24 protein-coding genes are annotated in these 26,467 nt (G+C 68.1%); 12 read left to right on the forward strand and 12 right to left on the reverse strand.

Translation table 11 applies throughout. The features are described 5' to 3' along the window. Positions 1–114: 114 nt before the first annotated feature. From A9G05_RS07820 to A9G05_RS07835, 4 genes are all read right to left on the reverse strand, one after another. Positions 115–1,923: an ABC transporter ATP-binding protein/permease gene (locus A9G05_RS07820; protein WP_069560435.1), complete on the reverse strand. Its 1,809-nt coding sequence runs from the start codon at positions 1,921–1,923 to the stop codon at positions 115–117. Positions 1,924–2,102: 179 nt separating this feature from the next. Next, complete coding sequence (locus tag A9G05_RS07825) at positions 2,103–3,311, reverse strand: hypothetical protein (RefSeq protein ID WP_069560436.1); 1,209 nt, start codon at positions 3,309–3,311, stop codon at positions 2,103–2,105. A gap of 119 nt (positions 3,312–3,430) precedes the next feature. Next, positions 3,431–3,820, reverse strand: a complete 390-nt coding sequence (locus A9G05_RS07830; protein WP_069560437.1) for a hypothetical protein — start codon at positions 3,818–3,820, stop codon at positions 3,431–3,433. A 66-nt stretch (positions 3,821–3,886) separates the two neighbouring features. Continuing rightward, positions 3,887–4,435, reverse strand: a complete 549-nt coding sequence (locus tag A9G05_RS07835) for a hypothetical protein (RefSeq protein ID WP_069560438.1) — start codon at positions 4,433–4,435, stop codon at positions 3,887–3,889. A 208-nt stretch (positions 4,436–4,643) separates the two neighbouring features. Between A9G05_RS07835 and A9G05_RS07840 the strand changes: the two genes are divergently transcribed. The 3 genes from A9G05_RS07840 (at position 4,644) to A9G05_RS07850 (ending at position 7,123) form a co-directional block, all read left to right on the forward strand. Beyond that, the gene (locus tag A9G05_RS07840) at positions 4,644–5,447 is read left to right on the forward strand and encodes a suppressor of fused domain protein (protein ID WP_069560439.1); all 804 of its coding nucleotides are present in this window, start codon (positions 4,644–4,646) and stop codon (positions 5,445–5,447) included. Positions 5,448–5,489: 42 nt separating this feature from the next. Further along, positions 5,490–6,200: a hypothetical protein gene (locus A9G05_RS07845; RefSeq protein ID WP_069560440.1), complete on the forward strand. Its 711-nt coding sequence runs from the start codon at positions 5,490–5,492 to the stop codon at positions 6,198–6,200. An 86-nt stretch (positions 6,201–6,286) separates the two neighbouring features. Then, on the forward strand, positions 6,287–7,123 hold the full coding sequence (locus A9G05_RS07850) for an AraC family transcriptional regulator (RefSeq protein ID WP_069560441.1): 837 nt from the start codon (positions 6,287–6,289) through the stop codon (positions 7,121–7,123). An 8-nt stretch (positions 7,124–7,131) separates the two neighbouring features. On the opposite strand, the gene A9G05_RS07855 is transcribed toward A9G05_RS07850, so the two are convergent. From A9G05_RS07855 to A9G05_RS07880, 6 genes are all read right to left on the reverse strand, one after another. Further along, positions 7,132–7,662, reverse strand: coding sequence for a hypothetical protein (locus A9G05_RS07855; protein WP_069560442.1), 531 nt, complete (start codon positions 7,660–7,662; stop codon positions 7,132–7,134). Positions 7,663–7,778: 116 nt separating this feature from the next. After that, positions 7,779–8,594 (reverse strand): protein phosphatase 2C domain-containing protein, encoded by an 816-nt coding sequence (locus A9G05_RS07860; protein ID WP_069560443.1) that lies wholly within the window; start codon positions 8,592–8,594, stop codon positions 7,779–7,781. A gap of 77 nt (positions 8,595–8,671) precedes the next feature. Next, a complete protein-coding gene (locus A9G05_RS07865; RefSeq protein WP_069560444.1) occupies positions 8,672–9,967 on the reverse strand; it encodes an NAD(P)/FAD-dependent oxidoreductase in 1,296 nt (431 codons plus the stop codon). Continuing rightward, positions 9,960–10,634: a peptidase S8 and S53 subtilisin kexin sedolisin gene (locus A9G05_RS07870; protein ID WP_069560445.1), complete on the reverse strand. Its 675-nt coding sequence runs from the start codon at positions 10,632–10,634 to the stop codon at positions 9,960–9,962. Before A9G05_RS07870 ends, A9G05_RS07865 begins: the two co-directional genes overlap by 8 nt. Next, positions 10,624–12,357 (reverse strand): ABC transporter ATP-binding protein, encoded by a 1,734-nt coding sequence (locus A9G05_RS07875; protein WP_069560446.1) that lies wholly within the window; start codon positions 12,355–12,357, stop codon positions 10,624–10,626. The genes A9G05_RS07870 and A9G05_RS07875 overlap by 11 nt, the downstream gene beginning before the upstream one ends. 118 nt (positions 12,358–12,475) lie before the next feature. Next, on the reverse strand, positions 12,476–14,383 hold the full coding sequence (locus A9G05_RS07880) for a sigma-54-dependent Fis family transcriptional regulator (protein WP_069560447.1): 1,908 nt from the start codon (positions 14,381–14,383) through the stop codon (positions 12,476–12,478). A gap of 218 nt (positions 14,384–14,601) precedes the next feature. On the opposite strand from A9G05_RS07880, the gene A9G05_RS07885 reads away from it, so the two are divergent. The 6 genes from A9G05_RS07885 to A9G05_RS07910 all read left to right on the forward strand — a co-directional run bounded on the left by A9G05_RS07885 (position 14,602) and on the right by A9G05_RS07910 (position 21,732). Then, positions 14,602–15,000 carry a MerR family DNA-binding transcriptional regulator gene (locus A9G05_RS07885; protein WP_044399652.1) on the forward strand — a complete coding sequence of 133 codons (399 nt, stop codon included), beginning with the start codon at positions 14,602–14,604 and terminating at the stop codon, positions 14,998–15,000. A gap of 43 nt (positions 15,001–15,043) precedes the next feature. Next, the gene (locus A9G05_RS07890) at positions 15,044–16,207 is read left to right on the forward strand and encodes an isovaleryl-CoA dehydrogenase (protein ID WP_069560448.1); all 1,164 of its coding nucleotides are present in this window, start codon (positions 15,044–15,046) and stop codon (positions 16,205–16,207) included. 60 nt (positions 16,208–16,267) lie between these two features. Beyond that, positions 16,268–17,875, forward strand: coding sequence for a carboxyl transferase domain-containing protein (locus A9G05_RS07895; protein ID WP_069560449.1), 1,608 nt, complete (start codon positions 16,268–16,270; stop codon positions 17,873–17,875). Positions 17,876–17,893: 18 nt separating this feature from the next. Then, positions 17,894–18,688 (forward strand): gamma-carboxygeranoyl-CoA hydratase, encoded by a 795-nt coding sequence (locus tag A9G05_RS07900; RefSeq protein ID WP_069560450.1) that lies wholly within the window; start codon positions 17,894–17,896, stop codon positions 18,686–18,688. Further along, a complete protein-coding gene (locus A9G05_RS07905) occupies positions 18,685–20,634 on the forward strand; it encodes an acetyl/propionyl/methylcrotonyl-CoA carboxylase subunit alpha (RefSeq protein ID WP_139131101.1) in 1,950 nt (649 codons plus the stop codon). Before A9G05_RS07900 ends, A9G05_RS07905 begins: the two co-directional genes overlap by 4 nt. A gap of 192 nt (positions 20,635–20,826) precedes the next feature. Continuing rightward, positions 20,827–21,732 (forward strand): hydroxymethylglutaryl-CoA lyase, encoded by a 906-nt coding sequence (locus A9G05_RS07910; protein ID WP_069560452.1) that lies wholly within the window; start codon positions 20,827–20,829, stop codon positions 21,730–21,732. A gap of 74 nt (positions 21,733–21,806) precedes the next feature. On the opposite strand, the gene A9G05_RS07915 is transcribed toward A9G05_RS07910, so the two are convergent. Further along, complete coding sequence (locus tag A9G05_RS07915) at positions 21,807–22,133, reverse strand: YegP family protein (protein WP_069560453.1); 327 nt, start codon at positions 22,131–22,133, stop codon at positions 21,807–21,809. A gap of 267 nt (positions 22,134–22,400) precedes the next feature. Between A9G05_RS07915 and A9G05_RS07920 the strand changes: the two genes are divergently transcribed. The 3 genes from A9G05_RS07920 to A9G05_RS07930 all read left to right on the forward strand — a co-directional run bounded on the left by A9G05_RS07920 (position 22,401) and on the right by A9G05_RS07930 (position 25,080). Beyond that, positions 22,401–23,774 (forward strand): substrate-binding domain-containing protein, encoded by a 1,374-nt coding sequence (locus A9G05_RS07920; RefSeq protein ID WP_069560454.1) that lies wholly within the window; start codon positions 22,401–22,403, stop codon positions 23,772–23,774. 101 nt (positions 23,775–23,875) lie between these two features. Beyond that, the gene (locus tag A9G05_RS07925) at positions 23,876–24,880 is read left to right on the forward strand and encodes a TerC family protein (RefSeq protein ID WP_069560455.1); all 1,005 of its coding nucleotides are present in this window, start codon (positions 23,876–23,878) and stop codon (positions 24,878–24,880) included. Continuing rightward, positions 24,877–25,080 carry a hypothetical protein gene (locus A9G05_RS07930; RefSeq protein ID WP_069560456.1) on the forward strand — a complete coding sequence of 68 codons (204 nt, stop codon included), beginning with the start codon at positions 24,877–24,879 and terminating at the stop codon, positions 25,078–25,080. The genes A9G05_RS07925 and A9G05_RS07930 overlap by 4 nt, the downstream gene beginning before the upstream one ends. A 150-nt stretch (positions 25,081–25,230) precedes the next feature. Here the strand turns inward: A9G05_RS07930 and A9G05_RS07935 are convergent, their stop codons facing one another. Further along, positions 25,231–26,460, reverse strand: coding sequence for an acyl-CoA dehydrogenase (locus A9G05_RS07935; RefSeq protein WP_069560457.1), 1,230 nt, complete (start codon positions 26,458–26,460; stop codon positions 25,231–25,233). Positions 26,461–26,467: the final 7 nt, after the last annotated feature.

Raw genomic sequence — 26,467 nt, forward strand, 5'->3', positions numbered from 1 at the left:
GCCCAATGCCAGCAGCATAGACGGCCCGGATGGAGTGACTGGATTTTTTGCGTGTAAGCCGCTGCGCAGCAGTTGTGGGAAGGCCCGGGAGCCCACAGGCTCCCGGGCTGCGGGTCAGGCGTTGTCGCCGGCCTGCTCGTGCAGGCTCCAACCGCCCTGCCCGTCCACATCCAGGCGGTGAGTGTGGAACTGCGCCAGGGTGGCGCGGTGGCCGACGCTGACCAGCAGCGTCTTGCCCAACTGCTCGCGCAGCAGCGAGTAGAGGGCGTGCTCCAGACCTTCGTCCATGGCCGAGGTGGACTCGTCGAGGAACACCACCCGGGGCTGGTTGAACAGGACCCGGGCGAAGGCCAGGCGCTGCTGCTCGCCAATGGAGAGGATGCGCGTCCAGTCCTGGCTCAGTTCCAGGCGCTCGGTCAGGTGCGCGAGGTTGACCTGGCGCAGCGCCTGTTTCAGGCGCTCGTCATCCTCGGCCACGGCGGTGTTGGGGTAGGCGATGGCGGTGCGCAGGTCACCCAGGGGCAGGTACGGGCGCTGGGAGAGGAACAGCGCCTGGTGCCCGCCGGGGCGGTACACGGTGCCTTCTGCATAGGGCCAGAGCCCTGCCAGCGCCCGCAGCAGGGTGGTCTTGCCGCTGCCCGAAGGTCCCTTGATCAGCAGTGCCTGGCCCGGCACCAGCTCCAGCCCCAGGTCAGCCAGCAGGCGGTGGCCGTCGGGGCGCAGCACGTCCAGACTTTCGATGCGCAGGCCATCAGCAGCCTCATGGGTGTCCACCTTGGGCAGCTCACGGGCCTGCTGGTTGGCGTCTAGGAAGCCGGTGAGACGGTCCAGGGTCGCGCGGTACTGGGCGAAGGTGTCGTAGGAGGTGCGGAAGAACGACAGTGAGTCCTGCACCTGGCCGAAGGCCTGGGAGGTCTGCATCACATCACCCAGCTTGATCGCCCCGCTGAAGAAGCGCGGCGCCTGGAGAATGAACGGGAAGATCACCGCCACCTGGCTGACCGCCAGGTTGAAACCATCGAACTTCAGCGTCCTGTAGACCAGCGCCCAGACGTTGCCGATCAGCGCACCGAAGCGCCCCAGCAGCGTGCCGCGCTCGATGGCGGTGCCTTGGTAGAAGGCCACGTTCTCGGCGTATTCGCGCAGGCGAACTAGTGCGTAACGGAAGTTTGCCGTGAGCTTTTCGTTGAGGAAGTTCAGGCGGATCAACGGCTGACCGAGGCGGAAGGCGATCCAGGTGGCGATGATCACGTAGATGTACACCGCGAAGACCATGGCCCGGGGGATCTCCACCCCGCCCACCGTCAGCGGCGCCGACAGCCCCCAGAGGATGCCGGTGAAGGCCACCAGCGACACCAGGGCACTCACCGCGCCCAGGGCCAGGGACACCGAGCCGGTGACGAAGGCGTTGACGTCCAGCTCGATGCGCTGGTCGGGGTTGTCCACCGGCTCGTCGAGGAACTGCCCCCGGTAGTACGCATCGCCGCTCATCCAGTCACCGGTCAGGCGCTCGGTGAGCCAGACCCGCCAACGGATGTTGAATGCCTGGGTGAGGTAGTAGTTGAACAGCGCGCGCAGCACATGGATGGTCGCCAGCACCGCAAAGAGGCCGAGGAAGTACCAGAACGCTTTCTGATCCAGCCCCTGCAGCGCGCTGTAGAAGCCGTTGTACCAGAACGAGAACAGCACGTTCATGCGCACCGAGAACAGCGCCATCACCAACAGCAGAGTGAAAACCAGCAGCGGCTTCCAACTGCGCTTGGGGCTGAGGTAGGGGCCGGCGACCTGCCAGAACTGGCTGCCCCAACGGGTGAATCGAACCGCCAGCGCAGCGGCGGCGGCAAAGGCAACGATGGTGACCAGGGACGCGACAGCGAGCCAGCTCAGGCTCTCCTGCAGGGCCTTGCTCCAATCCATTTCCATGCTGGGTATCCATGCTTCGGGAGAAGGGAACGACGTGGTCGGGCCAGAGCCCGCCCCAGCCCACCGAAGCGAGGCGGCGGTGCTGTGTCGGCGCGCAGTATAAACAGCACCGGCCGCGTCGGAACAACCATCAGGGGCGGTGTCAGCCGGCGTTCAACTGGCCACCGCCCTGCCCGCCGTCAGCCCTCGGCAGCCTGGCCGATGCAGGTGTAGCCGAAGGGGTTGTGGCGGATATCGCCCAGTTCGTAGCCGAAGTCCGGCCGCGCCAGGTACGGGCTCGATGGCTCGGCGGCGGGCTCGACCCCGAACGCGGCCAGGAAGGCCTGCTCGAAGCGCGCCACCGCCGCCTCCTGGGCCTCCAGGTCGACCTCTTCGTCCTCGGCGAAGCGGATCACGAAGTCCGGCAGGCCCAGGTGCTGCATGCCGCAGGTGTAGAGCAGGTTCTCGTGGCCGATGGGCTTGCGCACGAACAGGCGATACAGCGTCAGCAGCATGCGCCGCTGATCACGGGCGTCCACCGACGCCTCCAGCGCGTCGATCAGCTCCTTCCAGCGCGCCAGGCCATGGGCCAGCCCTGCCGTCTCGACCTTGGCCGCCGTGACCAGCCCCTGCTCGATCAGGCGCCCCAGGGCCCGCGCCGCCGCCATCGCCGCAACGATGCGGGTACGCTCGTGGTGAATGCGCGGCATCACGAAATAGGCGGTGGCGGTATGCGCCTCGATGGCCGCCTCGTCCTCCTCGGTCATGGACGGCTCCGTGCGGTCGGCACAGATGCGGTAGGAGCGCGGCATGCGGTCGTCGTGTTCCAGCTCGCTGAAGGCCTCGTCCAGGCGGAAGGTCTCCAGCCCCATGGAGGCCGTCATCGACTCGAAGGTCTCGCGCAGCGCGTCGAAGCACTCGAAGGTGCCCAGCACATTGAGGATGATGTCCGGCGGCAGATCGGCCTTCAGCTCGGCCAGGCGCTGGTCCGCCGCACGGATATGGTCCTCCAGCATCCCCAGGTAACGCACCGCGCTGGCCTGGACGGCCGGCGCCTGTTCGGCGAGCGGGAAGGTGTCCAGGCAGTCCGCCCCCTCGCTGTGCACCTCCACGGGCTGGAAGAGCAATTCGTGACGCTGCGCCTCGGCATCCACCAGTTTGAAGATGAAATGCCGGTGGTCCTCGAAACCGTTGTCCGGCCCGGGTCCCGACTCGTTGACCACCGCGATGCGGAAACGGTCCGGGAGGAACTCGACGTACAGCTCGACGCCATCGCCCTCCCCGTCCTCCAGCTCCAGCCAGTCATAGCTGTCGCCACCGGCCTCGTAGCGCAGGTAGTGCTCCTGCACGTAGTCGGTCTCCAGCAGCGCCTGGATACGGGCGTAATCGATTGCACTCAAGGGGTTCATGGCGGCCTCTGGCGGTCCCGGGATGGGGCCGGATCGGCACGGCCCAAGACCCGGCATCCTAGGGCAAAGCCGCCACCGCGCCTGAGAAGCAGGTCGCGGCGGCTGAATGCGGTTGAGGGCTAGCGCTGGGCAGCAGTGGCCGGGTTGGAGCCGGGCAGGAGCAGCGCGGCAGGGATGCAGTCTTTCAGGTAGCGCTCGTCCTCTGAGAGGCCGCCGTACTGCACAACGAACCGCGCCATCTGGCCCAGGTAATCGAGTGCGAGCGCACGGTAGGGCTCGCTCACCCGTGCGTGAGGGACTCCTGTCAGGGCGCGATAGGCGCGGTCAAGGAAGATCGGAATGACCGGGTAATTGCCGCTCAGGAAAAGCCCGGTCAACTGGTTGATGCAGCAAACCAGCGGATAGGTCGCGCTGTTCATCCGGTAGCACTGCTCCGGTACGACGTCCGGCGCATTCAGGCACTTTTGAATCTGTTGGAGCGCCTTGCGTGCCGCCTTGGCACCTTCCATGGGACTGCTCATCGGTTGCCATCCATTTGAAATCCACCACCGCCCCAGGAATGGGCGCCGTCAAGTCTATTGCTCGTCTTCCGGTCGCAAGGGCGACGCCCACCAATTGCACCACGCCATGACACCCCGCGCCGCCTCATCGTGCTCGGGGTGGTAGTGGTGGGCATGAGGGATGGGAGTCCGCACATCCCCCTCACAGAACCCCAGCCCATTGAGCGCTGCGGCGTACTCGGCAAGAGGCCCATAGGCATGGATCAGGTCGTGACGATCCCAGACCAGCGTGGCCTGCTGGGCCGGCGAATGGACCCAGAGGTCGAACCGGCTGTCCTGGCTCAGGAACATGCCGAATTCGCGGATGAACGACTCGACCTCAGGCAAGGAAAGCTCGGGGCTCTGATAGCGAGCTGGCTCCGCCTCCCCACGGGGCGTGTGCAGTACGTAAAGCAGGATCAGCGGCGCTTCGAGACACCGGACGAGCCGGAGGATCACTTCCGGATCCGAGCCTGGCACGCCGATCACCAGCCGTGGGTGGGCGTCGACAGCGGGACGCGAGAACCGGGCGGGATGAGAGAACTGCGCCCAATTGCCGTCAACCTGATGCTCCAGCTTGTACATGTGTCACGTCCTTGCGAGTCATTACGCGAGAGCGGCGTTTTACCGGAAGCCGCCGCCCAGGAAAAGCACCTTGGCCTTCCAGCTCCTTCTGCTTCTGGCATCCGGCCCTGAGTGGCCGGTCATGAAACATCGCCTCCATGGTTTCGCCAAGCTCAAGGGCCCGTCAGAATGCACGCCTGGTACACCCCACCCCACGCAAGGAATGCCCATGGAGTTCTTCAAGAAGATGCTCGGCTCATCGCAAGCAGGCACCCCCGATACACCCTCTGATTCAGACCAGGAAGGCATGACACCGGCCGAGCAGACCCGGCAAGTCGCACTGGAGGCCAGTGGCGAGCGCCTGGATCGGCACTGGCAAGGCATCGGTGCCGTCGAGCGCGATGTGCTGACCTTCCTCATCAGCCCCAGCTTCACCGGCGGGCCGTACTGGCCCTCCACCCGCCAGTCCTACCGGGTCGTCCGCCGTGACGGCAGTATCATCCTGGCCACCGACGGCCTCTGCTACCCGTTCGACGACGGTGACGAGCCGGTCAACGGCTTCGAACTGGAACTGTTCATCGACACCCCGGATATTCCCGAGCACGCACAAGGTGCCCCTGGCGACGTGGACCCGCTGCGCAACAGCTGGGCCTATGAGGTGCTCAAGAGCGTGGCCGATACCGTTGCGGACGCAGGTGGCATCACGACCCAGCTCGAGCGCTACGGCGCCCTCTCCCTGGAGCTGCCCGGCGTGAGCCAGTCCAACTGCGTGGGCAGCCAGGTGCCCCCGGCCTTCATCACCGAAGACGACTGCGTCGGCATCCTGCTGGGCGGCCCCGCGCCAGACTTCGCCGCCCGCCTGGAGGACATGCCGTTGTCGCCGGTCACCCTGGTGCCGGTGGTGCTCATCACCGCCGCCGAGCTGGACTACATCCGCTCCGGCGGCCAGGCCGCGCGCCAGGACCTGCTGCAACGCCTGCAGTCAGCCGGCATCGGACACCGCAGCCTGCTCACCCGTGCCAGCGTCGTGTAGACACACGGACAAGACACGCCAAGCTCAGCCGAAGAACAACCCATGCACTACTGGAACCAGGACAACTTCCAGAGCCTCACGGCCATCGCCGAAGCCTACGCCGACACGCCCGGCTACGAAGGCTTCGCCGCGTACTGCCAGTTGCGCGAGCGCGGGTTGAAGAAGCCGGCCCTGCAGGCCCTGGCCGGCTTCATCGCCGCCTGCCGCCACGCGCCCCTGGATGTGCAACGCGAGCGCGCCTGCGAGCTGGCGGCGCTGCACTACCACACGCCTGCCGCCCACCAGTTCCTGGCGCAGCCGCTGCGGGTGTACCTCGGTCAGATACTGGAAGCCTGGTGCCAGGAGGCGCCGCCCTCACCCGTGCCCTACCGCTGGGCCGCGGTGATCAAGGAAGACACCGCCTACTTCCACCAGGCGCTGGAACAGGACCCCAACGACGCCATCGCCCTCTACCGGCTGGCGGTCGCCTACCTGGGCCAGGTGGACTACCAGACCCACCACCTCGGCGAGTCGTTCTTCATCGGTGACGAAGCCCATGCCGAAACCGCCCTCGCCCGGGCCGGCGAGCTGATCGCCCGGCTCGCCCCCGAGCAGACGCCGAAATGGCTGGAAGAGGAGCAACGCCACTGCCGCGCCCTGCTGGACGCCTGGGCCCGCTACCGCTCAGCCGACACGTCGGCCTCCTTCCCGGAGTGGTGCGAAGCGCAAGGGCTGGTGTTCGGTTTCAGCCAGGCGTTCTATTACGCGCGCTGAAGGCGAGCGGCGCCAACCGCGCAAGAACGATCAAATCGCCTCGACGCACCCTTGCTAAGGTCGGTGCCGTCTTCAAGGAGTGCCCTATGCCGAGCATCGAACAGGTCCTGTGGTTCATCGAATCCGAACAGGATGCCAACCTGGACCTCGGGTCCGTCGCGGCCCACGTCGGGCTGTCGCCATTCGCCCTGTCGCGTCTGTTTTCCCTCGCCACCGGCTGGTCGGTGATGCGCTACATCCGCGCCCGCCGCCTGACCCGGGCGGCCCATGCCCTGGGCAACGGCACGCGGGACATCCTGCAGGTGGCGCTGGATGCCGGCTATGGCTCCCATGAAGCCTTCACCCGTGCCTTCAGCGACCTGTTCGGGGTCACGCCCCGGCAGGTGCGCGAACAGGGGCACGGCAACCTGCACCTGGTGGAGCCCTTGCGCATGAAAGCCATGAACTTCGTGGAGCTGTCCGAACCCCGCTTTGAAACCCGCCCTGACTTCCTCATCGCCGGCCTGGGCGAACGCTTCACCTTCGACCGCAACGAGGGCATCGTCGGCCTGTGGCAGGCCTTCTCCCCCTATATGGGGCGGATTCCCGGCCAGTCCAGCGACGTCACCTACGGCCTGTGCTGCAACCCGGGCGAGGACGGCAGCTTCGAATACATCGCCGGCGTCGAAGTGCCCCGCATCGACGGGCTTCCGCCCACCTTCCGCCACTTCAAGGTGCGCCGGCAGGACTACGCCGTGTTCCGCCACCTGGGCCACATCTCCACCATCCACCAGACCTTCCTCACCATCTTCAACAAATGGCTGCCGGCGTCCGGGTACGCCTTCGCCGACGCCCCGGAATTCGAGCAATACAGTGCCGATTTCGAGCCGATGCAGGGGACGGGGTTCGTGGAAGTGTGGGTGCCGGTGGTGCGGCGCGGGTAATGCCTGTGTCAGCGCTCGCCTTCGGACTCGAATCGATAGGGCTCGACCTCAAATAGTGCCGAGATCTCAGCAACACCCGCTGTAAACAGGCGCGCTATTTCTTGGACATCCTCATCCGACCAGGCGGGCATGAAGTGTTCACCCTCGGGGGTGATGGAAGGCAGGTTGTTACCCCAGAACAGCCTGTCATAGATGTGAGCCAGGCGCCGGTCGGCCTCTTTGAAAGCAGAGGGACCAACCGACTGGCCGATGAGATCGCCGAGCATGTTCCAGATATTCAGAAAGTCCGAGCAATTGATCGCTTCGCCGTCTGGCGATGCACACCAACGTGCGACTGCATTGAAATCGTAATTGGGAACTGCGTCCTGACCCCGCAACTGCAACCCCAGTTGATCCAGATAGCGCTCGGCATCGTGCTCCGACGCAAAGGTGATCACCTTGCCGGCATCATTCTTCACGACGCCATCGGTTTGGTCGCAATACCAGATGAACAAGTGGTTCTGCCCATGCAATTGGGCACGGCAGGAAAAATGCTCCATGGGTGTTTCTCTCCCTTTCATATCCGGTATCGCCACTCCACGTAGGTCGGGTGCAAGTCGACGCCCCGAACGCAGGAACATCCCGGATTTCACCCGCTTACAAAAGCCTCCTGGTACTACCCCACCCGCAACCAGATCACCGAGGCATCGTCGCTGGCCTTGAAGCGCGGGTAGCGCAGGCAGGCGGCGTCCTCGCGCTCGATGCGGCGCAGCTCCTCGGCCAGCGGCAGCAGGCCGCTTTCCAGTACCCGGGCCATCAGGGTCGCGGCGTCGTAGTGGTGGTAGGTGTCGATCAATGCGGCGAAGCCGTCGCTCATCAGCAACAGGTCGTCGCCGGCGGCCAGGGGCGCCTGGGCGTATTGCAGGGCGGCACTCGCCTGCTCGGCGTCGACGCTCAGCACCGCCTTGGGCCGCTCGCGGGCGGCACGGCGGTCAGCCAGGACACGGGCGCTGCGGACGTTGTCGGCGCCAATGCCGGGGCCCAGGGCCTCGGCTTCGGCCTGCTCCTGCCGGCGATCCGGCTGCGGCGTGAGGAAGGCCACACCCAGGGCGCTGCGGTGGATCACGGTGCAGTCACCGAGAAAGCCGCAGGCCAGCCGGTCGCCTTCCAGGGCGATGGCGGCAAGGGAGGCACGGGGCAGTTCCCAGGCAGAGACGGGCTCGCGCTGGCGATCACGCCGGTAGTCGGCAGCGACGGCCTGGAACACCTGCTCGCCCAGCGAGGCCAGGGGACCCGAGGCGGCCATGAAGCCGCGATGGGCCGCATCGGCCAGCCAGGCCGCACCACCCCGCTGCCCCATCAGGCCCGGTTCACCCAGGTCGGTGGCACCGTCGATGATCCAGGCATGCCGCCCGGCACAGCCGACGCGGTCGTCGTTGGGAACGGCGGCCTTGCCGGCAAGGCTGAGGGTCTGGATCAGGTCGAGGTGCATGGCGGTTCCTTCGTGTGCGATGAATGCGAGCCGCACATTCTAATCACCGCACCCGGCGGAACAATGCTGGCCCCTTGTCAGGGCCGGTAGCCCTGCGCCAGCAGCCACCCCTGCACCTTGCGCTGCGGCTCGGGCGCCAGCGCGGCCAGGGCTGCGTCCAGCCGACCGGCCTGCAGGGCACGAACGATGGGCGCCAGCTCGGTGCCGTCCAGGTGCCAGACACCCAGGGGCTGGTCGGCGGTGATGACCACCTCCCGCGCCTCGATCAGTTCGCCCTGGATCACCGGTGCCGACTCCACCCGCACCTGGCGGATGTCCGCCTCGGCATGCAGCGGCGCGGCATCGGGCCAGGTGCGGCGATCACGCCAGAACGGCTGCTCCGGCCAGCGCTGCTCCAGGGCATAGAAGTCACGGCCGGTGCGGGCGAAACGCTGGAACAGGTGCTCGACCCGGCGCTGGTGGAAGGCTCGGGCCAGGGCGGCGCGCTCCGGGTGGCGCAACAGGGTGTTGATCACCGCCGGGGCCTGCAGCGCGGAGGACAGGGACTGGAAGATGCCGTTGCCGGACAGCGGGTCCACCGCCATCGCAGCATCCCCGACCCGCAGCCAGTCCGGGCCGCTGGCCTCGTGGAAGAGGATCGCGGTGCTGCTGCGGGCATGCAGGCTGGCGGGCTGCAGGGCAGCCTCGCCGAACAGCTCGCGCACCCGAGCGGACTGCCGACGACGTTCGGCGCACCAGGTCGGCAGCCGGTCCCGGGGCGGCAGGTCGCTGGCGGCGGCATCGAGGGTGATCTGCCAGTAGCAGCGGCCGTCGGCCAACCGCGCCATCCAGGCCCAGCCGTCGGCCAGGCTTTCCACCGCCGAGCCAGCCAGGCCGGGGGCGTCATGCCACTGGTTGAGCAGGCTGAGGGTCTCCGGCCCGCGCAGCCGTCCGCCGGCCAGGGGCGCGGAGCGTCCGCGTGCTTCCACCAGAAAGTCGGCCCGCAGCACCTCGCCGCCTTCAAGGTGCACGGCGTGGCCGTCGGGGCTGTGTTCCACCTTGAGCACCCGCGCTTCCAGCACCTCGATACCGGCAGCCTGCAGGTCGTCACGCAGGGCGGCGTCGAAGACCGGGCGATCCAGCAGGCATTCCTGGTTGATGGATTGCCCCTCGCCGTTCCACTGCACCCGACGCGGCGAGGGTGCCGCTGCAGTGGCCAGCGCCCGGTGCAACCCGGCCTGACGCAGCCCCTCCAGCACCCGCTGGGAGACGCCTTCCACTGCCGCGAAACGGCGCCATTCGCTGACCACCCGCACCGAGTAGCCCAGGCGCGTGAGGCCCAGGGCGACGGCGGCACCGGCCGGACCGGCGCCGAGGATGAGGATTTCAGTCATGGCCGCGCCGCTCCGGCCCGTGGTAGGCGGCGCCCTGGCGCAGCGCCTGCAGCAGGGCGTCCCGGCTGATGCCCGGCTGGCGCGCCAGGTGCGCGGCCAGGGTGCCGGCCAAGGCCCCGCAGGCGACGCTGGCACCGGCGACGCCGTTGTGGGCTGCCACATGGGCACCGAAATCGGCCTGGCGGGTGCCGAGCCAGGACCACTGCCCCGGCGCGCATCGGGCATCGCCGGTAATGCGGATGACGCCCGGGTAGCTGGCTGGGTACACCGGCTCGCCCTGGGCCGGGCTGGAAGCACAGAGCAGCACGCCGGCGGCCTGGAGCCGGGCGCAGGCGTCACGCAGTACCGGCCGGTCCGTGCGCAGGCCCAGGCTCATGCTCACCAGGCTCACCTCCTGCTCCAGCAGCCAGCAGAGGGCGGCGGCGATCTGCAGCGGGCTGGTCTGACCCCGCTCGCCGAATACCTGGGCCATGCAGACGTCCACCGGGCCGGCCTGGCGGCGGAAGGTGTCGAGCACCACCTGGCCGTGGCCGAGGCTGTCGGGCTGGACGTCGCCTTCGCGCAGTTCGCCGTACTCCAGCCAGAAGCGCCGGGACGCTTTGACGCCATCGGCCTGCGCCGGAGCGAAGCCGCTGTCGATCAGGCCGATGCGCACGTCAGCGGCCATCGAGGGCGACCTCGGCTGCCAGCGGACGCAGGCGCCCCTGCTCCAGGCGCAGGTGCAGGTCCGCCTCGGCGAGGGTGGACGGCCGGTGGCTGATGAGGATGCGCGTGCGCCCGGCGAACAACTGGTCGATGGCGGCGATCACCTCGCGCTCGGTGGCTTCGTCCACTGCCGAGGTGGCTTCGTCCAACACCAGGATCAGCGGGGCCTGCAGCAGCGCGCGGGCGATGGCGATGCGCTGTTTCTGCCCGCCGGAAAGCTGCTGGCCACGCTCGCCCAGGGGGTTGTCCAACCCCAGCGGCAGGGAGGCCACCAGGCCGTCCAGCCGGGCCAGGCGCACCACCCGTTCCAGGGCCTCGCGGCTGGCGTCGGGGGCGCTGTAGGCGAGGTTCTCCGCCAGGGTGCCGCGGAACAGGACGATGTCCTGGCTGACCACGGCGATGCGCCGGCGCAGGGCCAGCAGGTCCAGCTCACGCAGGTCGACCCCATCCAGCAGGATGCGCCCCTGGTCAGGGTCGTAGAAGCGCTGCAGCAGGTCGATCAGGGTGGACTTGCCGACGCCCGAGGCGCCGCTGACGGCCACCTTGAGCCCGGCGGGAATCTCCGCGTCCACACCTTCCAGCACGGCGCCGGCACGCTGTTCGTGGGCGAAGTGCACGCCCTCCAGGCGCAGGGTGCCGGGGCCGTCCGGCAGGGGCACGGGCGTGACGGGTGGGCGCACCGGCACCGGCTCCTGCTGCAGCTCCATGACCCGCCCGAGGCTGACCGTCATGCGCTGCAGCGCGACGTAGAGGCCGAGCAGGCTCTGCACCGGCCCCACGGCCATGCCGAGGTAGGTGGAAAAGGCGATCAGCGCGCCCAGTTGCCAGGTGCCCTGGATGACCCAGTAGCCGCCGATGAGGAAGGCGCAGGCGCGGGACAGCGAGGTGAGCGTGCCCGGCACCGCGTGGGTGAAGAACTCGGTGACCTGCACCCGCAGCAGCTGGCGCATGTAGCCCTGCCCCAGGCCCTCCAGGCGGCGGGCTTCGCGGGCCTGCTGGCCAGCGGCCTGGATGAACTTCATCGCCGGCAGGGTTTCCACCAGGAAGGACGACACATCCGCTGAGCGTTCCCGCAGGCCGCGCACCTCGCGCTCGACCTTGCGGCGCATCCAGCGTAGCCAGAGCACTTCCACGGGGATCAGCAGCGCCAGCAGCAGGGACAGCTGCCAGGACAGCAGCAGCATCAGGCTCACCGCGCCGATCAGCCCGATAAGGCTGGAGACGGCAGAGAACAGCGAATCCACGGCGAAACGCTGGATTTCCGCCACGTCGCCATCCAGGCGCGACAGGATGTCGCCGATGCGCTTGCGCCCATAGAAGGCCGGCGAGAGCTGCTGCAGGTGGCGGTAGAGGTCATCGCGCAGGGCGAAGAGGATGCGCCCGGAGAGCCGGGTGTGCAGGTAGCGGTTGATGCCCGACAGCACAGTGCCGACCAGGCCGACGGCGATCATCGCCACCGCCACCTGCACCAGCAGGCCGAAGTCCTTGGCCAGCAGGCCCTCGTCGATCAGCGTCTTGGTCAGCCAGGGCTGGGCCAGCACCAGCAGCGATGCCCCGAGGGACAACCCCAGCAACACGGCGATGGCGCGCAGCTGCGGGCGCACGAAGCCGTAGAGCCAGGCCAGGGCGCGGCGCAGCAGCTCGGGGTCGTGGGCGTCGACGAGCTTGAGCAGGAGGCGGGTCATGCCGTCACCCGGGCATACGGGAATGTTGTAGGTGCAGCCGTAGCCCGGGCTTCAGCCCGGGTCTGCCCAGGCACACGGCATCGCGAATGAATTCGCTCCCACAGCGCCTTCAAGGGCGTCACCCCCTGAGCTGCTTGAGCTTGCGGTACAGGGTGGCGCGGCTGATGCCCAGGGCATCGGCGGCGGCGGAGACATTGCCCTGGTGCCGCTCCAGGGCGGCGCGGATCAGCTCCAGTTCGTTCTCGCGGATGCTGCCGGGCTGGCGGGTGGTGGCGGTGAGGTCGTCCAGCAGGCTGTCGGTGAGGTGGTCCAGCCCCAGCACGGTCTCCCCCGGTTCGCGCATGGCCAGGGCCGCGCGCAGGACCATCTCCAGCTGGCGGATGTTGCCCGGCCAGTCGTAGCCGCTGAACAGCTCGGTGAGGTCCTTGTCCAGGCTGACGTCGCTGGCACCGAAGCGGGCCAGCACGCTGGCGATCATGCCGGCCAGGTCGTCCCGCTCGCGCAGGGCCGGCAGGCGCAGGCTGACGCCGTTGATACGGTAGTAGAGGTCTTCGCGGAAGTGCTGCTCCTGCACCAGCCGGCGCAGGTCGCGGTGGGTGGCGCAGATCACCGCCACGTCGATGGCCTGCTCCTCGGCGGCGCCGAGGGGGGCCACCCGACGCTCCTGCAGCACCCGCAGCAGGCGGGCCTGGAGCGCGAGGGGCATGTCGCCGATCTCGTCGAGGAACAGCGTGCCGCCGTGGGCCTGCATCAACCGACCGACCATGCCGCCACGGCGGGAACCGGTGAAGGCGCCTTCGCGATAACCGAACAGCTCGGACTCGATCAGGCCCTCGGGGATGGCCGCGCAGTTCACCGCCACGAAGGGTTTCTCGGCACGCGGGCTGGCCTGGTGCAAGGCGCGGGCCACCACCTCCTTGCCGGTGCCGGTTTCCCCCAGCAGCAGCACGGGCAGGTCGCTGGCCAGGGCCTGGCGGGCCATGCGCAAGGCGCGGGCGAAGCGGCCGTCGTGGCCGGCCAGGGCCTCCAGGGCCTGGGATGTTGCATGGCTGGGCGCCTTGGCCGCCGCCGGGGCCGTGTGGCCGAGGGGGCTGTGGCGGGGCACCTGGAGCGCGCGGAAGAAGAACTCGCCCTGGGCGGTCTGCACGCTGCTGACGCCGCCCTTGAGCAGGCGGGCAATGAACGGAGCGGCGCGCTCGCCGATCAGGTCGCTGCCACGGCGGCCCACCAGGGCATCCCGCCCGACCCGCAGCAGTTCGCAGGCCCGCTCGTTGGCGGCGACCACCTCGCCCTCCAGGCTCAGGGCCAGCAGCCCGTGCCAGGCGCTGCCCAGGTACTGCGGACGGTTGTGGAAGGCCACCACTAGGTGATCGCCGTAGGTCAGGGCGAACAGGCGGCTCTCGATGTTGCCGGCGGCCAGCATCAGGGTGGCGAGGTTGTCCTCGGGCTGGGCCATGACGCCTTGCCGGGTCAGGTCCAGCACGCCCACCACCTGCCCCTGGGGATCGCGCAGCGGCACCGAGGTGCAGGAGAACGGGCTGAGCCGGTCGAGGTAGTGTTCGCCGCAGTTGATCAGGGTCGGCCGGCCTTCCACCACCGCCGTGCCGATGGCGTTGGTGCCACGGCTCGATTCGCTCCAGCAGCTGCCGGGGCGCAGGTCACGCAGGCCGGAGCCCTTGAGGAAGTCGGTCTGGCCTTCGATGGCCAGCAGGTTGGCCTGTGCGTCGCCGAGGATGATCAACCCACCCTTGCCCTGCTGGCTGACCAGGTACTCCAGCTCGGGAGTGGCGGCATCGATCAGCAGGCGGTTGCCTTCCAGCAGCAGGCCGAGGTCGTGGTGACGGAGTTCGGGCTGCTCGCCTTCGAGGCAGTTGAGCCCGTGGCCGAGGCTGCGCCGCCATGAGGCATCGATCTCCTCGCGGAGCACGCCGCGGGGCAGTTCGCCTTCGTTGAGCAGCTTCAGCCGCGCCTGGTACGACTGGTGAAGTGGATCGGTCGCCATTTTTATTCGAATGTCCTGCGCCATCTCTCGCTCCAGCAACCGCCCGGCCTGGCCGTGGCGGACTGCACGCCCTGACTGTCTACACCCCCCGGCCGGTGCCGTAAAGAGCGCCGGTTCCGCAGGCTGGAAGCCAGCAAGTATCGGGCCACAGGGGCTATTTGCCGCTGCCTGGCGCCGAGTTGACAGCGAGTTTACCCAGGTTTACGTTAACGTAAAGGTAAACAAGCCGAGCCCCCTCCCCCATGTCCAAGACCTACAGCATTTCCGACCTGGCCCGCGAACTGGATGTGACCACCCGCGCCATCCGCTTCTACGAGGAGCAGGAGATGCTCTTCCCCGAGCGCCGGGGCCAGGAACGCATCTACAGCCCCAAGGACCTGGTGGCCCTGAAGCTCATCCTGCGTGGCAAGCGCATCGGCTTTTCCCTGGCCGAGTGCAAGGAGCTGATCGACCTCTACGACCCCAGCAGCGGCAACCGCAAGCAGCTGGAAACCTTCATGGAGAAGATCGCCGCCCGCCGCGCGCAACTCGAACAGCAGTTGCTGGACATCCAGCAGATGCAGCTGGAACTGGATACGGCCGAGGAACGCTGCCTGGCGGCCCTGGCCGAGACCGAACGCAAGCAGGCCGCCAAGGCCTGATCCCCTCCCCGACTCACCGACAATCACAAGCACAGGTGGAACCATGACCTACTCGAGCCTGAACTTCGCCCTCGGCGACACCCTCGACATGCTGCGCGAACAGGTGCAAGCCTTCGTCGCCGCCGAACTGGCGCCCCGCGCCGCCGAGATCGACCGCGACAACGCCTTCCCCATGGACCTGTGGAAGAAGTTCGGCGACATGGGCCTGCTGGGCGTGACCGTCGGCGAGGAATACGGCGGCGCCGGCCTGGGCTACATGGCCCACGTCATCGCCATGGAGGAGATCAGCCGCGGCTCGGCCTCGGTGGCCCTCTCCTACGGCGCCCACTCCAACCTGTGCGTCAACCAGATCAAGCGCAACGGCACCCACGAGCAGAAGCAGAAGTACCTGCCCAGGCTGATCAGCGGCGAGCACGTCGGCGCCCTGGCCATGAGCGAGCCCAACGCCGGCTCCGACGTGGTTTCCATGAAGCTGCGCGCCGACCGCAAGGGCGACCGCTTCGTCCTCAATGGCAGCAAGACCTGGATCACCAACGGCCCCGACGCCAACACCTACGTGATCTATGCCAAGACCGACCTGGACAAGGGCGCGCACGGCATCACCGCCTTCATCGTCGAGCGCGACTGGAAGGGTTTCTCCCGTGGCAGCAAGTTCGACAAGCTCGGCATGCGCGGCTCCAACACCTGCGAGCTGTTCTTCGATGACGTGGAAGTGCCGGAGGAGAACGTCCTCGGCGCGGTCAACGGCGGCGTCAAGGTGCTGATGAGCGGCCTGGACTACGAGCGCGTGGTGCTGGCCGGCGGCCCGGTGGGGATCATGCAGGCCTGCCTGGACGTGGTGGTGCCCTACATCCACGACCGCAAGCAGTTCGGCCAGAGCATCGGCGAGTTCCAGTTCATCCAGGGCAAGGTGGCCGACATGTACACCCAACTGGCCGCCAGCCGCGCCTACCTCTATGCCGTGGCCCAGGCCTGCGACCGTGGCGAGACCACCCGCAAGGACGCCGCCGGGGTGATCCTCTACACCGCCGAACGCGCCACCCAGATGGCCCTGGAGGCGATCCAGATCCTCGGCGGCAACGGCTACATCAACGAGTTCCCCACCGGGCGCCTGCTGCGCGACGCCAAGCTCTACGAGATCGGCGCCGGCACCAGCGAGATCCGCCGCATGCTGATCGGCCGCGAGCTGTTCAACGAAACCCGCTGACCCTCGACCGACGCCCCTCCCCTCCGGGAGGGGTGAAACGCACGATTCGGAGCGCCCCAGATGGCCATCCTGCACACCCAGATCAACACCCGCACCCCGGAATTCGCCCGCAACCGCGAGACCATGCAGGCCCAGGTGGACGACCTGCACCGCCTGCTCGGCCGCATCCACGAAGGCGGCGGCGCCAAGGCCCAGGAACGCCACACCTCGCGGGGCAAGCTGCTGCCGCGCGAACGCATCAACCGCCTGCTGGACCCGGGCTCGCCCTTCCTCGAAATCGGCCAACTGGCGGCCCATGAGGTCTACGGCGAAGAGGTGCCCGCCGCCGGCGTGGTGGCTGGCATCGGCCGCGTCGAAGGCGTGGAATGCATGATCGTGGCCAACGACGCCACGGTGAAGGGCGGCTCCTACTACCCGCTGACGGTGAAGAAGCACCTGCGGGCCCAGGCCATCGCCCAGGAGAACCGCCTGCCCTGCATCTACCTGGTGGACTCCGGCGGCGCCAACCTGCCGCGCCAGGAAGAGGTCTTCCCCGACCGCGAGCACTTCGGCCGCATCTTCTTCAACCAGGCCACCATGAGCGCCCAGGGCATCCCGCAGATCGCCGTGGTGATGGGCTCCTGCACCGCCGGCGGCGCCTACGTGCCGGCCATGAGCGACGAGACCATCATGGTGCGCAACCAGGCCACCATCTTCCTCGCCGGCCCGCCGCTGGTGAAGGCCGCCACCGGCGAGGTGGTGACCGCCGAGGAGCTGGGCGGCGCCGACGTGCACTGCAAGACCTCCGGTGTGGCCGACCACTACGCCGAAAACGACGAGCACGCCCTGGCCCTGGCCCGCCGCAGTGTCGCCAACCTCAACTGGCGCAAGGCCGGCGAGCTGAACCTGCGCACGCCCATCGCACCGCGCTACGCCAGCGAGGAGCTGTACGGGGTGATTCCGGCGGACGCCAAGCAACCCTTCGACGTGCGCGAAGTGATCGCCCGCCTGGTGGACGACTCCGCCTTCGACGAGTTCAAGGCCCTGTTCGGGACCACCCTGGTCTGCGGCTTCGCCTTTCTTCACGGCTACCCCATCGCCATCCTCGCCAACAACGGCATCCTCTTCGCCGAGGCCGCGCAGAAAGGCGCGCACTTCATCGAGCTGGCCTGCCAGCGCGGCATCCCGCTGCTGTTCCTGCAGAACATCACCGGCTTCATGGTGGGCAAGAAGTACGAGGAAGGCGGCATCGCCAAGCACGGCGCCAAACTGGTTACCGCCGTGGCCTGCGCACGGGTGCCGAAGTTCACCGTGATCATCGGCGGCAGCTTCGGCGCCGGTAACTACGGCATGTGCGGCCGGGCCTACGACCCGCGTTTCCTGTGGATGTGGCCCAACGCGCGGATCGGCGTGATGGGCGCCGAGCAGGCCGCCGGCGTGCTCACCCAGGTCAAGCGCGAGCAGAGCGAACGCGCCGGCCACAGCCTGAGCGCCGAGGAAGAGGCGCGCATCAAGCAGCCCATCCTCGAACAGTACGAACGCCAGGCCCACGCCTATTACTCCAGCGCGCGGCTCTGGGACGACGGCGTCATCGACCCGGCGCAGACCCGCGAGGTGCTCGGCCTGGCGCTCTCGGCCAGCCTCAACGCGCCGATCGAAGCGACCCGCTTCGGCGTGTTCCGCATGTAGCCCTCTCCCGGAGCCCATATGACCGACTTCAACACCCTGCAACTGGACATCGCCGCCAATGGCGTCGCCACCCTCTGGCTGAACCGTCCGGACAAGAACAACGCCTTCAACGCCGGGATGATCCGCGAGCTGATCCTCGCCCTGGATGCCGTCAAGGAGCACGGCCAGGTGCGCTTCCTCATCCTCCGCGGCCGGGGCCGGCACTTCTCCGCCGGGGCGGACCTGGCCTGGATGCAGGAGTCCGCCCGCCTGGACTACAACGCCAACCTGGATGACGCCCGCGAGCTGGCCGAGCTGATGTACGCCCTCTACCAGCTCAAGGTGCCGACCCTGGCGGTGGTCCAGGGCGCGGCCTTCGGCGGTGCCCTGGGCCTGATCAGCTGCTGCGACATGGCCATCGGCGCCATCGACGCGCAGTTCTCCCTCTCGGAGGTGCGCATCGGCCTGGCGCCGGCGGTGATCAGCCCCTTCGTGGTCCAGGCCATCGGCGAGCGTGCCGCGCGCCGCTACGCCCTCACCGCCGAGCGCTTCAACGGCGAGCGGGCCCGTGAGCTGGGCCTGCTGGCCGAGTGCTACCCGGCCGAGGAACTGGACCAGGCGGTGGAGAGCTGGACCGCCAACCTGCTGCTCAACAGCCCCCAGGCCATGCGCGCCAGCAAGGACCTGCTGCGGGAAGTGGGCAGCGGGGTGCTCAGCCCCAACCTGCGCCGCTACACCGAGAACGCCATCGCCCGCATCCGCGTGAGCGCCGAAGGCCAGGAAGGGCTCAATGCCTTCCTGGAGAAACGCAAACCCTCCTGGCAGGAGCAATGACCATGATCACCACCTTGCTGATCGCCAACCGTGGCGAGATCGCCTGCCGGGTGATGCGCACCGCCAAGGCGCTGGGCATTCGCACCGTGGCCGTCCACAGCGAGATCGACCGCAACGCCCGCCACGTGCGCGAGGCGGACATGGCCATCAACCTCGGCGGCGCCAAGCCGGCGGAGAGCTATCTGCGGGTGGACGCGCTGATCGCCGCCGCCCAGGCCAGCGGCGCCCAGGCCATCCACCCCGGCTACGGCTTCCTCTCGGAGAACGCCGGCTTCGCCCGTGCCATCGAGGCCGCCGGGCTGGTATTCCTCGGCCCGCCGGCCAGCGCCATCGACGCCATGGGCAGCAAGTCCGCCGCCAAGGCGCTGATGGAGGAAGCCGGCGTGCCCCTGGTGCCCGGCTACCACGGCGAGGACCAGGCCCTGGAGACCTTCCGCACCGCCGCCGAGCGCATCGGCTACCCGGTGCTGCTGAAGGCCGCCGCCGGCGGTGGCGGCAAGGGCATGAAGGTGGTGGAGCGCGAGGCCGACCTGGCCGAGGCGCTCTCCTCTGCCCAGCGCGAGGCCCAGGCCGCCTTCGGCGACGCCCGCATGCTGGTGGAGAAGTACGTGCTCAAGCCGCGCCATGTGGAGATCCAGGTCTTCGCCGACCGCCACGGCAACTGCCTGTACCTCAACGAACGCGACTGCTCCATCCAGCGCCGCCACCAGAAGGTGGTGGAGGAAGCCCCCGCCCCCGGCCTCTCGGCCGAGCAGCGCCGCGCCATGGGCGAGGCCGCTGTGCGCGCGGCCCAGGCCATCGGCTACGTGGGTGCCGGCACCGTGGAATTCCTGCTGGATGCACGCGGTGACTTCTTCTTCATGGAGATGAACACCCGCCTGCAGGTGGAGCACCCGGTCACCGAGGCCATCACCGGCCTCGACCTGGTGGCCTGGCAGATCCGCGTCGCCCGCGGCGAAACCCTGCCCATCACCCAGGCGCAGGTGCCGCTGATGGGTCATGCCATCGAAGTGCGCCTGTACGCCGAAGACCCGGAAGGCGGCTTCCTGCCCGCCAGCGGCCACCTGGACCTGTACCGCGAGCCCGCGCCCGGCGAGGGCCGCCGGGTGGACAGCGGCGTGGCCGAGGGTGACGACGTATCGCCCTTCTACGACCCCATGCTGGCCAAGCTGATCGCCTGGGGCGAGAACCGCGAGGAAGCGCGCCAGCGCCTGCTGGCCATGCTGGAGGACACCGCCGTGGGCGGCTTCCGCACCAACCTGGCCTTCCTCCGCCGCGTGCTGGGCCACCCGGCCTTCGCCGCGGCCGAACTGGACACCGGCTTCATCGAGCGCCACCAGGCACACCTGCTTCCCGCCCCTGCCGCCCTGCCCGAGCAGGTCTGGCAACTGGCTGCCGAAGCCTTCCGCCAGGGCGATGCCGCCCGGGTGCGCAGCGACGACCCGCATTCGCCCTGGAGTGGCAACAGTGGCTGGCGCGCGGGCCTGCCCCGCGAGACCGACCTGCACCTGGCCTGCGGCGAGGAGCGCCAGGTCGTGCGCCTGCGCGGCCGGGCCGACAGCCCGATCCGCCTGGAAGGCGAGCGGCTGACCCTGGAGCTGGACGGCGTGCGCCGCACGCTGCTGGCCATCCGCCGGGGTGAAACCCTCTACCTGGAGTGGGACGGCACGCTGCACACCATCACCCGCGTCGATCCCATCGCCGAGGCCGAGGCCAGCCACAGCCACCAGGGCGGGCTGACGGCGCCGATGAACGGCAGTATCGTGCGCGTGCTGGTAGAAGCCGGCCAGGCCGTGGAAGCCGGCACCGCCCTGGTGGTGCTGGAGGCGATGAAGATGGAGCACAGCATCCGCGCGCCCCACGCCGGGGTGGTCAAGGCGCTGTACTGCAGCGAAGGCGAACTGGTGAGCGAAGGCACCGCCCTGGTGGAGCTGGACGAGGCCTGAGAGAGCGCTGCCCCGTAGGGTGGATGTCGCTCTTTACATCCACCAACCTGGCCCGGCCCAGCACCGCCGGTGGACATGAAAAGCGATGTCCACCCTGCGCAGAAACAACCCGCAGGATGGGTCGGACGGCGTTCCGCGAGCGAAGCGAAACCCATCGGGCACCGAACGCCGATGAATGAGAGAGATGACGCAATGACGATCCCCAAGAAGGTCCGCCTGGTCGAAGTCGGCCCCCGTGACGGCCTGCAGAACGAGAAGCAGCCCATCAGCGTCGCCGACAAGGTGCGCCTGGTGGACGACCTCACCACCGCCGGCCTCGGCTATGTGGAGGTGGGCAGCTTCGTATCGCCCAAGTGGGTGCCGCAGATGGCCGGTTCCGCCGAGGTGTTCGCGCAGATCCAGCGCAAGCCGGGCGTCACCTACGCCGCCCTGGCACCGAACATGAAGGGCTTCGAAGCCGCCCTGGAGGCCGGGGTGAAGGAGGTGGCGGTGTTCGCTGCCGCGTCCGAGGCCTTCTCGCAGAAGAACATCAACTGCTCCATCGCCGAGAGCCTGGCGCGCTTCGTGCCGGTGGTGGAAGCCGCCCGCGCCCAGGGCGTCAGCGTGCGTGGCTATGTGTCCTGCGTGCTGGGCTGCCCCTACGAGGGAGAGGTGGCCGCCGAACAGGTGGCAGCGGTGGCTGCCGAGCTGCATGCCATGGGCTGCTACGAGGTCTCCCTGGGCGACACCATCGGCACCGGCAACGCCGGCAGCACCCGCCGGATGTTCGAGGTGGTGGGGGCGCGCATCCCCCGGGAGCAACTGGCCGGCCACTTCCACGACACCTACGGCCAGGCCGTGGCGAACATCTACGCCAGCCTGCTGGAAGGCATCAGCGTGTTCGACAGCTCGGTCGCCGGACTCGGCGGTTGCCCCTACGCCAAGGGCGCCACCGGCAACGTCGCCACCGAGGATGTGCTCTACCTGATGAACGGCCTGGGCATCGAGACCGGCATCGACCTCGACCGGCTCGCCGCCGCCGGGCAACGCATCTGCACCGTGCTGGGCAAGGACAACGGCTCGCGGGTGGCCCGCGCCCTGCTCGCCCGCAACGCCTGATCTGGCAAACGCCGGGCATGAAAAAGCCCGCGCATCCTCAAGGATGCGCGGGCTTCTTCATTTCACCCGGCGCGTCAGGCTTCTTCGACGTGCGGGGTGACGCCCACGCGCATGATGGCCTCGATGGCTTCTTCGCGGGTCGGCTCGGAGTCGTACAGGTGGCTCTCGAGGATCACCTCGCCGGCGCCCTTGAGGCGGAAGTAGTTCTTGCCGCCCGAGGCCATGCGACGCTCGAAGCGATCACTGTTGACGCAGTGGGTGCGGAACAGCGCGATGGCTTTCTCGGCGCTGTCCCGGCAGGGGTAGCGCCCGCTCTCCACCATCACTTGGGCCTCCCGTGTCTTCAGGCGAAAACGGTATTCGCCACTGCCGTATTTCTTCAGCTCGAAAAAGCCTGGCATGTCTCTCACTCCTTGCAGCTTCATTGCCCACGCGGGGCGACCTGCTCGCCCCGGCGGGGGCCTGGGCGAACGAAACGCGCACCATACCGACGCCCCCGGGGCCCGTATGCCGGGGGAACCTGCACCCGGGGTAGGCGCCAGACGGGCGGGCCGGGCGAAACGTCCTAGGCCTTCGAAGAGGCCCACGCCAGAGCCTCTCTGTCATATCACCGTCACCTCGCTGACTTAATCTCGCGGCTCCTCCCGCCCAACAGAAGGCACCGCTGCATGACGCGCGACGTCACCGAACGAGAAATCTGGAGCCGTACCCTCAGTCTGTTGCTGCTCGGCTTCGTCTGTTACGCCCTGCCCTGGTCGGTGTTCGCCGCCCTGCCCGTCCCCGCCGACCGCTCACCGGCGCTGCGCATCCAGGGCTCCAACACCATTGGCGCCAAGCTGGGGCCGGCCCTGGTACGCGGCCTGATGGAGGAAGAAGGCCTGGGCAACATCCGCCAGGAAGCCGGCAGCCAGGAGAATGAAGTGCAACTGATCGGCCGTGCCCCGAACGGGCGCGAGGTGCGGATCAATGTGGCCGCCCACGGCTCGGGCACCGGCTTCGTTGCCCTCAAGGACGGCAGCGCGGACCTGGCCGCCTCCTCCCGCCCGATCAAGGATGCCGAAGCGGCGGACCTGAAGCACTTCGGCGACCTGCGCAGCCAGTACAGCGAGAACGTCATCGCCATCGACGGCCTGGCGATCATCCTGCACCCGTCCAACCCGCTGGCAAAGCTGGACACCACCCAACTGGCGCGTGTCTTCGCCGGCGAGGTGAAGACCTGGGAAGAGCTTGGCGGCAAGGGCGGCGCGATCCACCTCTACGCCCGCGACGACAAATCCGGCACCTTCGATACCTTCAAGGAACTGGTGCTGGCCAGCCACGGCAAGACCCTGGCAGCCGGTGCCAACCGCTTCGAATCCAACGATCGCCTGGCCGAGGCGGTGGCTGCCGACCCGCAGGGCATCGGCTTCGTCGGGCTGGCCTCGGTAGGCAAGGCGCACACCCTGGCGATTGCCGATGGCGACTCACAGGCCATGGGCCCGTCCACCACCCTGATCGCCACCGAGGACTACCCGCTCTCCCGCCGGCTGTTCCTCTATGTGAAGCCGGGCGAAAAGAACGCCTGGGCCCAGGCGCTGGTGCGCTTCGCCCAGGGCCCACGTGGCCAGGCCATCGTCGCCCAGACCGGGTTCGTCGCCCAGACGGTGCAAACGGTGAAGGTGACGCCCCAGATCGGCATGCCCAAAGCCTATCGCCAACTGGCCGGCGAGGCGCAGCGGCTGTCGGTGAACTTCCGCTTCCAGGAGGGCAGCGCCAACCTCGACAACAAGGCACTGCGTGACGTGGAGCGGGTGATGGCCTACCTGAAGGACAGCGGCAAGCTGGCCAACCAGGTGGTGCTGGTGGGCTTCGGCGACGCCAAGCCGGACCCGAGCCGTGCAGCCCTGCTCTCCAAGCTGCGTGCCATGGCGGTTCGCCGCGAGCTGGCCAAGGCCGGCGTAAGCTTCCGCGACATCGTCGGCCTCGGCGACGAACTGCCGGTGGCAGCGGACAGCGACGAAGGCCGCATCCGCAACCGTCGCGTCGAAGTCTGGGTCTACTGACGCGCTGTTTTACCGCACCTCCGCCCCTTGCCCGGGTCCATAGTTATCCATGCACAGTGCATCACGCGCTGTGCGTCGATTGCCCGGGACAAGGAGTACCGATGGAGGCCCTTCACGCATTCCTGTTCACCGACTTCCTCGGTACCGCCACCTGGCTGTGGCTGAGCTTTCTGCTGGTCGTGGTGGCGCTGCTGGCGTTCGACCTGGGTGTGCTGCACCGCCATGAGCGCGAGATCGGCGTGCGCGAAAGCCTGCTGCTCTACAGCGGCTACTTCACCGCCGGGCTGGCCTTTGGCGGCTGGGTCTGGTGGGAGCTGGGGGCGCAGCCGGCGCTGGAGTTCTACACCGGCTTCCTGGTGGAGCAGTCGCTGTCGATGGACAACGTGTTCGTCATGGCGATGATCTTCGGTTTCTTCGCCGTGCCCAGGCTCTACCAGCACCGTGTGCTGTTCTGGGGGATTCTCGGGGTGATCGTGCTGCGGGCGCTGATGATCGGCGTCGGCGCGGCGCTGGTGCAGCGCTTCGACTGGATGCTCTACCTGTTCGGCGGCTTTCTGCTGTTCACCGGCGTGAAGATGCTGCTCAGCCGCGACCAGGGCGAGCGCGACCTGTCGCACAACCCGGTGCTGCGCTTCCTGCGGGGGCACCTGCGCCTGACCCAGGACCTGCACGGCAAGCGCTTCTTCGTGCGGCTGCCCACCGCCGGCGGGGGCACCCTGCTGCATGCCACGCCGCTGTTCCTGACCCTGGTGCTGATCGAGCTGGCCGACCTGGTGTTCGCGGTGGACAGCGTCCCGGCGATCTTTGCCATCACCCAGGACCCGTTCATCGTCTACACCTCGAACATCTTCGCCATCCTCGGCCTGCGTTCGCTGTACTTCGCCCTGGCAGCGCTCATGCACCGCTTCGTCTACCTCAGGTACGCCCTGGCCCTGGTGCTGATCTTCATCGGCGGCAAGATTTTCCTGCAGAGCTTCATCGGCAAGATTCCCGCCCTGGTTTCCCTTGGCGTAACCTGTGGCCTCCTGGCCGGTGGCGTGCTGATCTCGCTGATCCGCACACGCAAGCCGCAGCCGGTCCATCAGGAGGAGCGCGGGCAGCGATGAAGGACGTGCGGATCGATGTACTCGAACAACGGGGTCGGGTGATCTGGCAGGTGCGCATGGGTGCGCGGGCGGTGAACTTCCACGAAGAACTGGCCGCCCGCACCTTCGCCGCCCAACTGCACCAGCGCCTGGAATGGCTGCGCGCACAGCACGCAGCCGCCAGCAGCCCCTCGGAACCCTCCCAGCCCCACCAGGATTGACCCACTGTTTGTCACGCAACTGATCAGGCAGCAGATGCGGTTTCGGCCACGGCCCACCTGATGCCCGCGCGCGACTGGAGCCCACAGCCCCTGATACGCACGAGGCCCGCACGGTGAACCGTGCGGGCCTCGCTGTTGCTGCGCGGGCGATCAGTGGCTGCTGCGCATCATCTCGCGCGGTACGTACTTGCCGATCTCGTACTTGCCGATGGCGGCGCGGTGTACTTCGTCCGGGCCATCGGCCAGGCGCAGGGTGCGCTGCATGGCGTACATGTAGGCCAGCGGGAAGTCGTTGGAGACGCCGGCGCCGCCATGGATCTGGATGGCGCGGTCGATCACCCGCAGGGCGACGTTGGGCGCCACCACCTTGATCTGGGCGATCTCACTCTTGGCCACCTTGTTGCCGGCGGTGTCCATCATGTAGGCCGCCTTCAGGGTCAGCAGCCGGGCCATGTCGATCTCCATCCGCGAGTCGGCGATCTTGTCGATGTTGCCGCCCAGGCGGGCCAGGGGCTTGCCGAAGGCGGTGCGGCTGACGGCGCGCCTGCACATCAGCTCCAGGGCGCGTTCGGCCATGCCGATGGAGCGCATGCAGTGGTGGATACGGCCTGGGCCGAGGCGGCCCTGGGCGATCTCGAAGCCACGGCCTTCGCCCAGCAGCACATTCTCGTAAGGCACGCGGACGTTCTCGAACAGCACCTCGGCGTGGCCGTGGGGGGCGTCGTCATAGCCGAACACCGGCAGCGGGCGGAGGATCTTCACGCCGGGGGCATCGGTGGGCACGAGGATCATGGAGTGCTGCTGGTGGCGCGGCGCATCCGGGTTGCTCAGGCCCATGAAGATCATCACCTTGCAGCGCGGGTCGCAGGCGCCGGAGGTCCACCACTTGCGGCCGTTGATGACCCACTCGTCACCCTGGCGCTCGGCGCGGGCTTCCATGTTGGTGGCATCGGACGAAGCCACGCCCGGCTCGGTCATGGCGAAGGCGGAGCGGATCTCGCCACGCAGCAGCGGCTCCAGCCACTGCTTCTTCTGCGCTTCGTTGCCGTAGCGCACCAGCACTTCCATGTTGCCGGTGTCCGGCGCGGAGCAGTTGAACGGCTCCGGGCCCAGCAGCGAGCGGCCCATGATCTCGGCCAGGGGCGCGTATTCCATGTTGGTCAGGCCGGCACCGTATTCGGACTCGGGCAGGAACAGGTTCCACAGACCTTCGGCCTTCGCCTTGGCCTTGAGCTCTTCCATGATCGCGGTGGGCTGCCAGCGGTCGCCTTCGGCGACCTGCTTCTCGAACACCGGCTCGGCGGGATAGACGTAGGTGTCCATGAACGCGGTGACGCGCTCACGCAGTTCCTGGACCTTGGGCGAATAGGCGAAATCCATGCGGCGT

Source organism: Pseudomonas sp. ENNP23, assembly GCF_001728945.1.
Lineage (GTDB): Bacteria > Pseudomonadota > Gammaproteobacteria > Pseudomonadales > Pseudomonadaceae > Metapseudomonas > Metapseudomonas otitidis.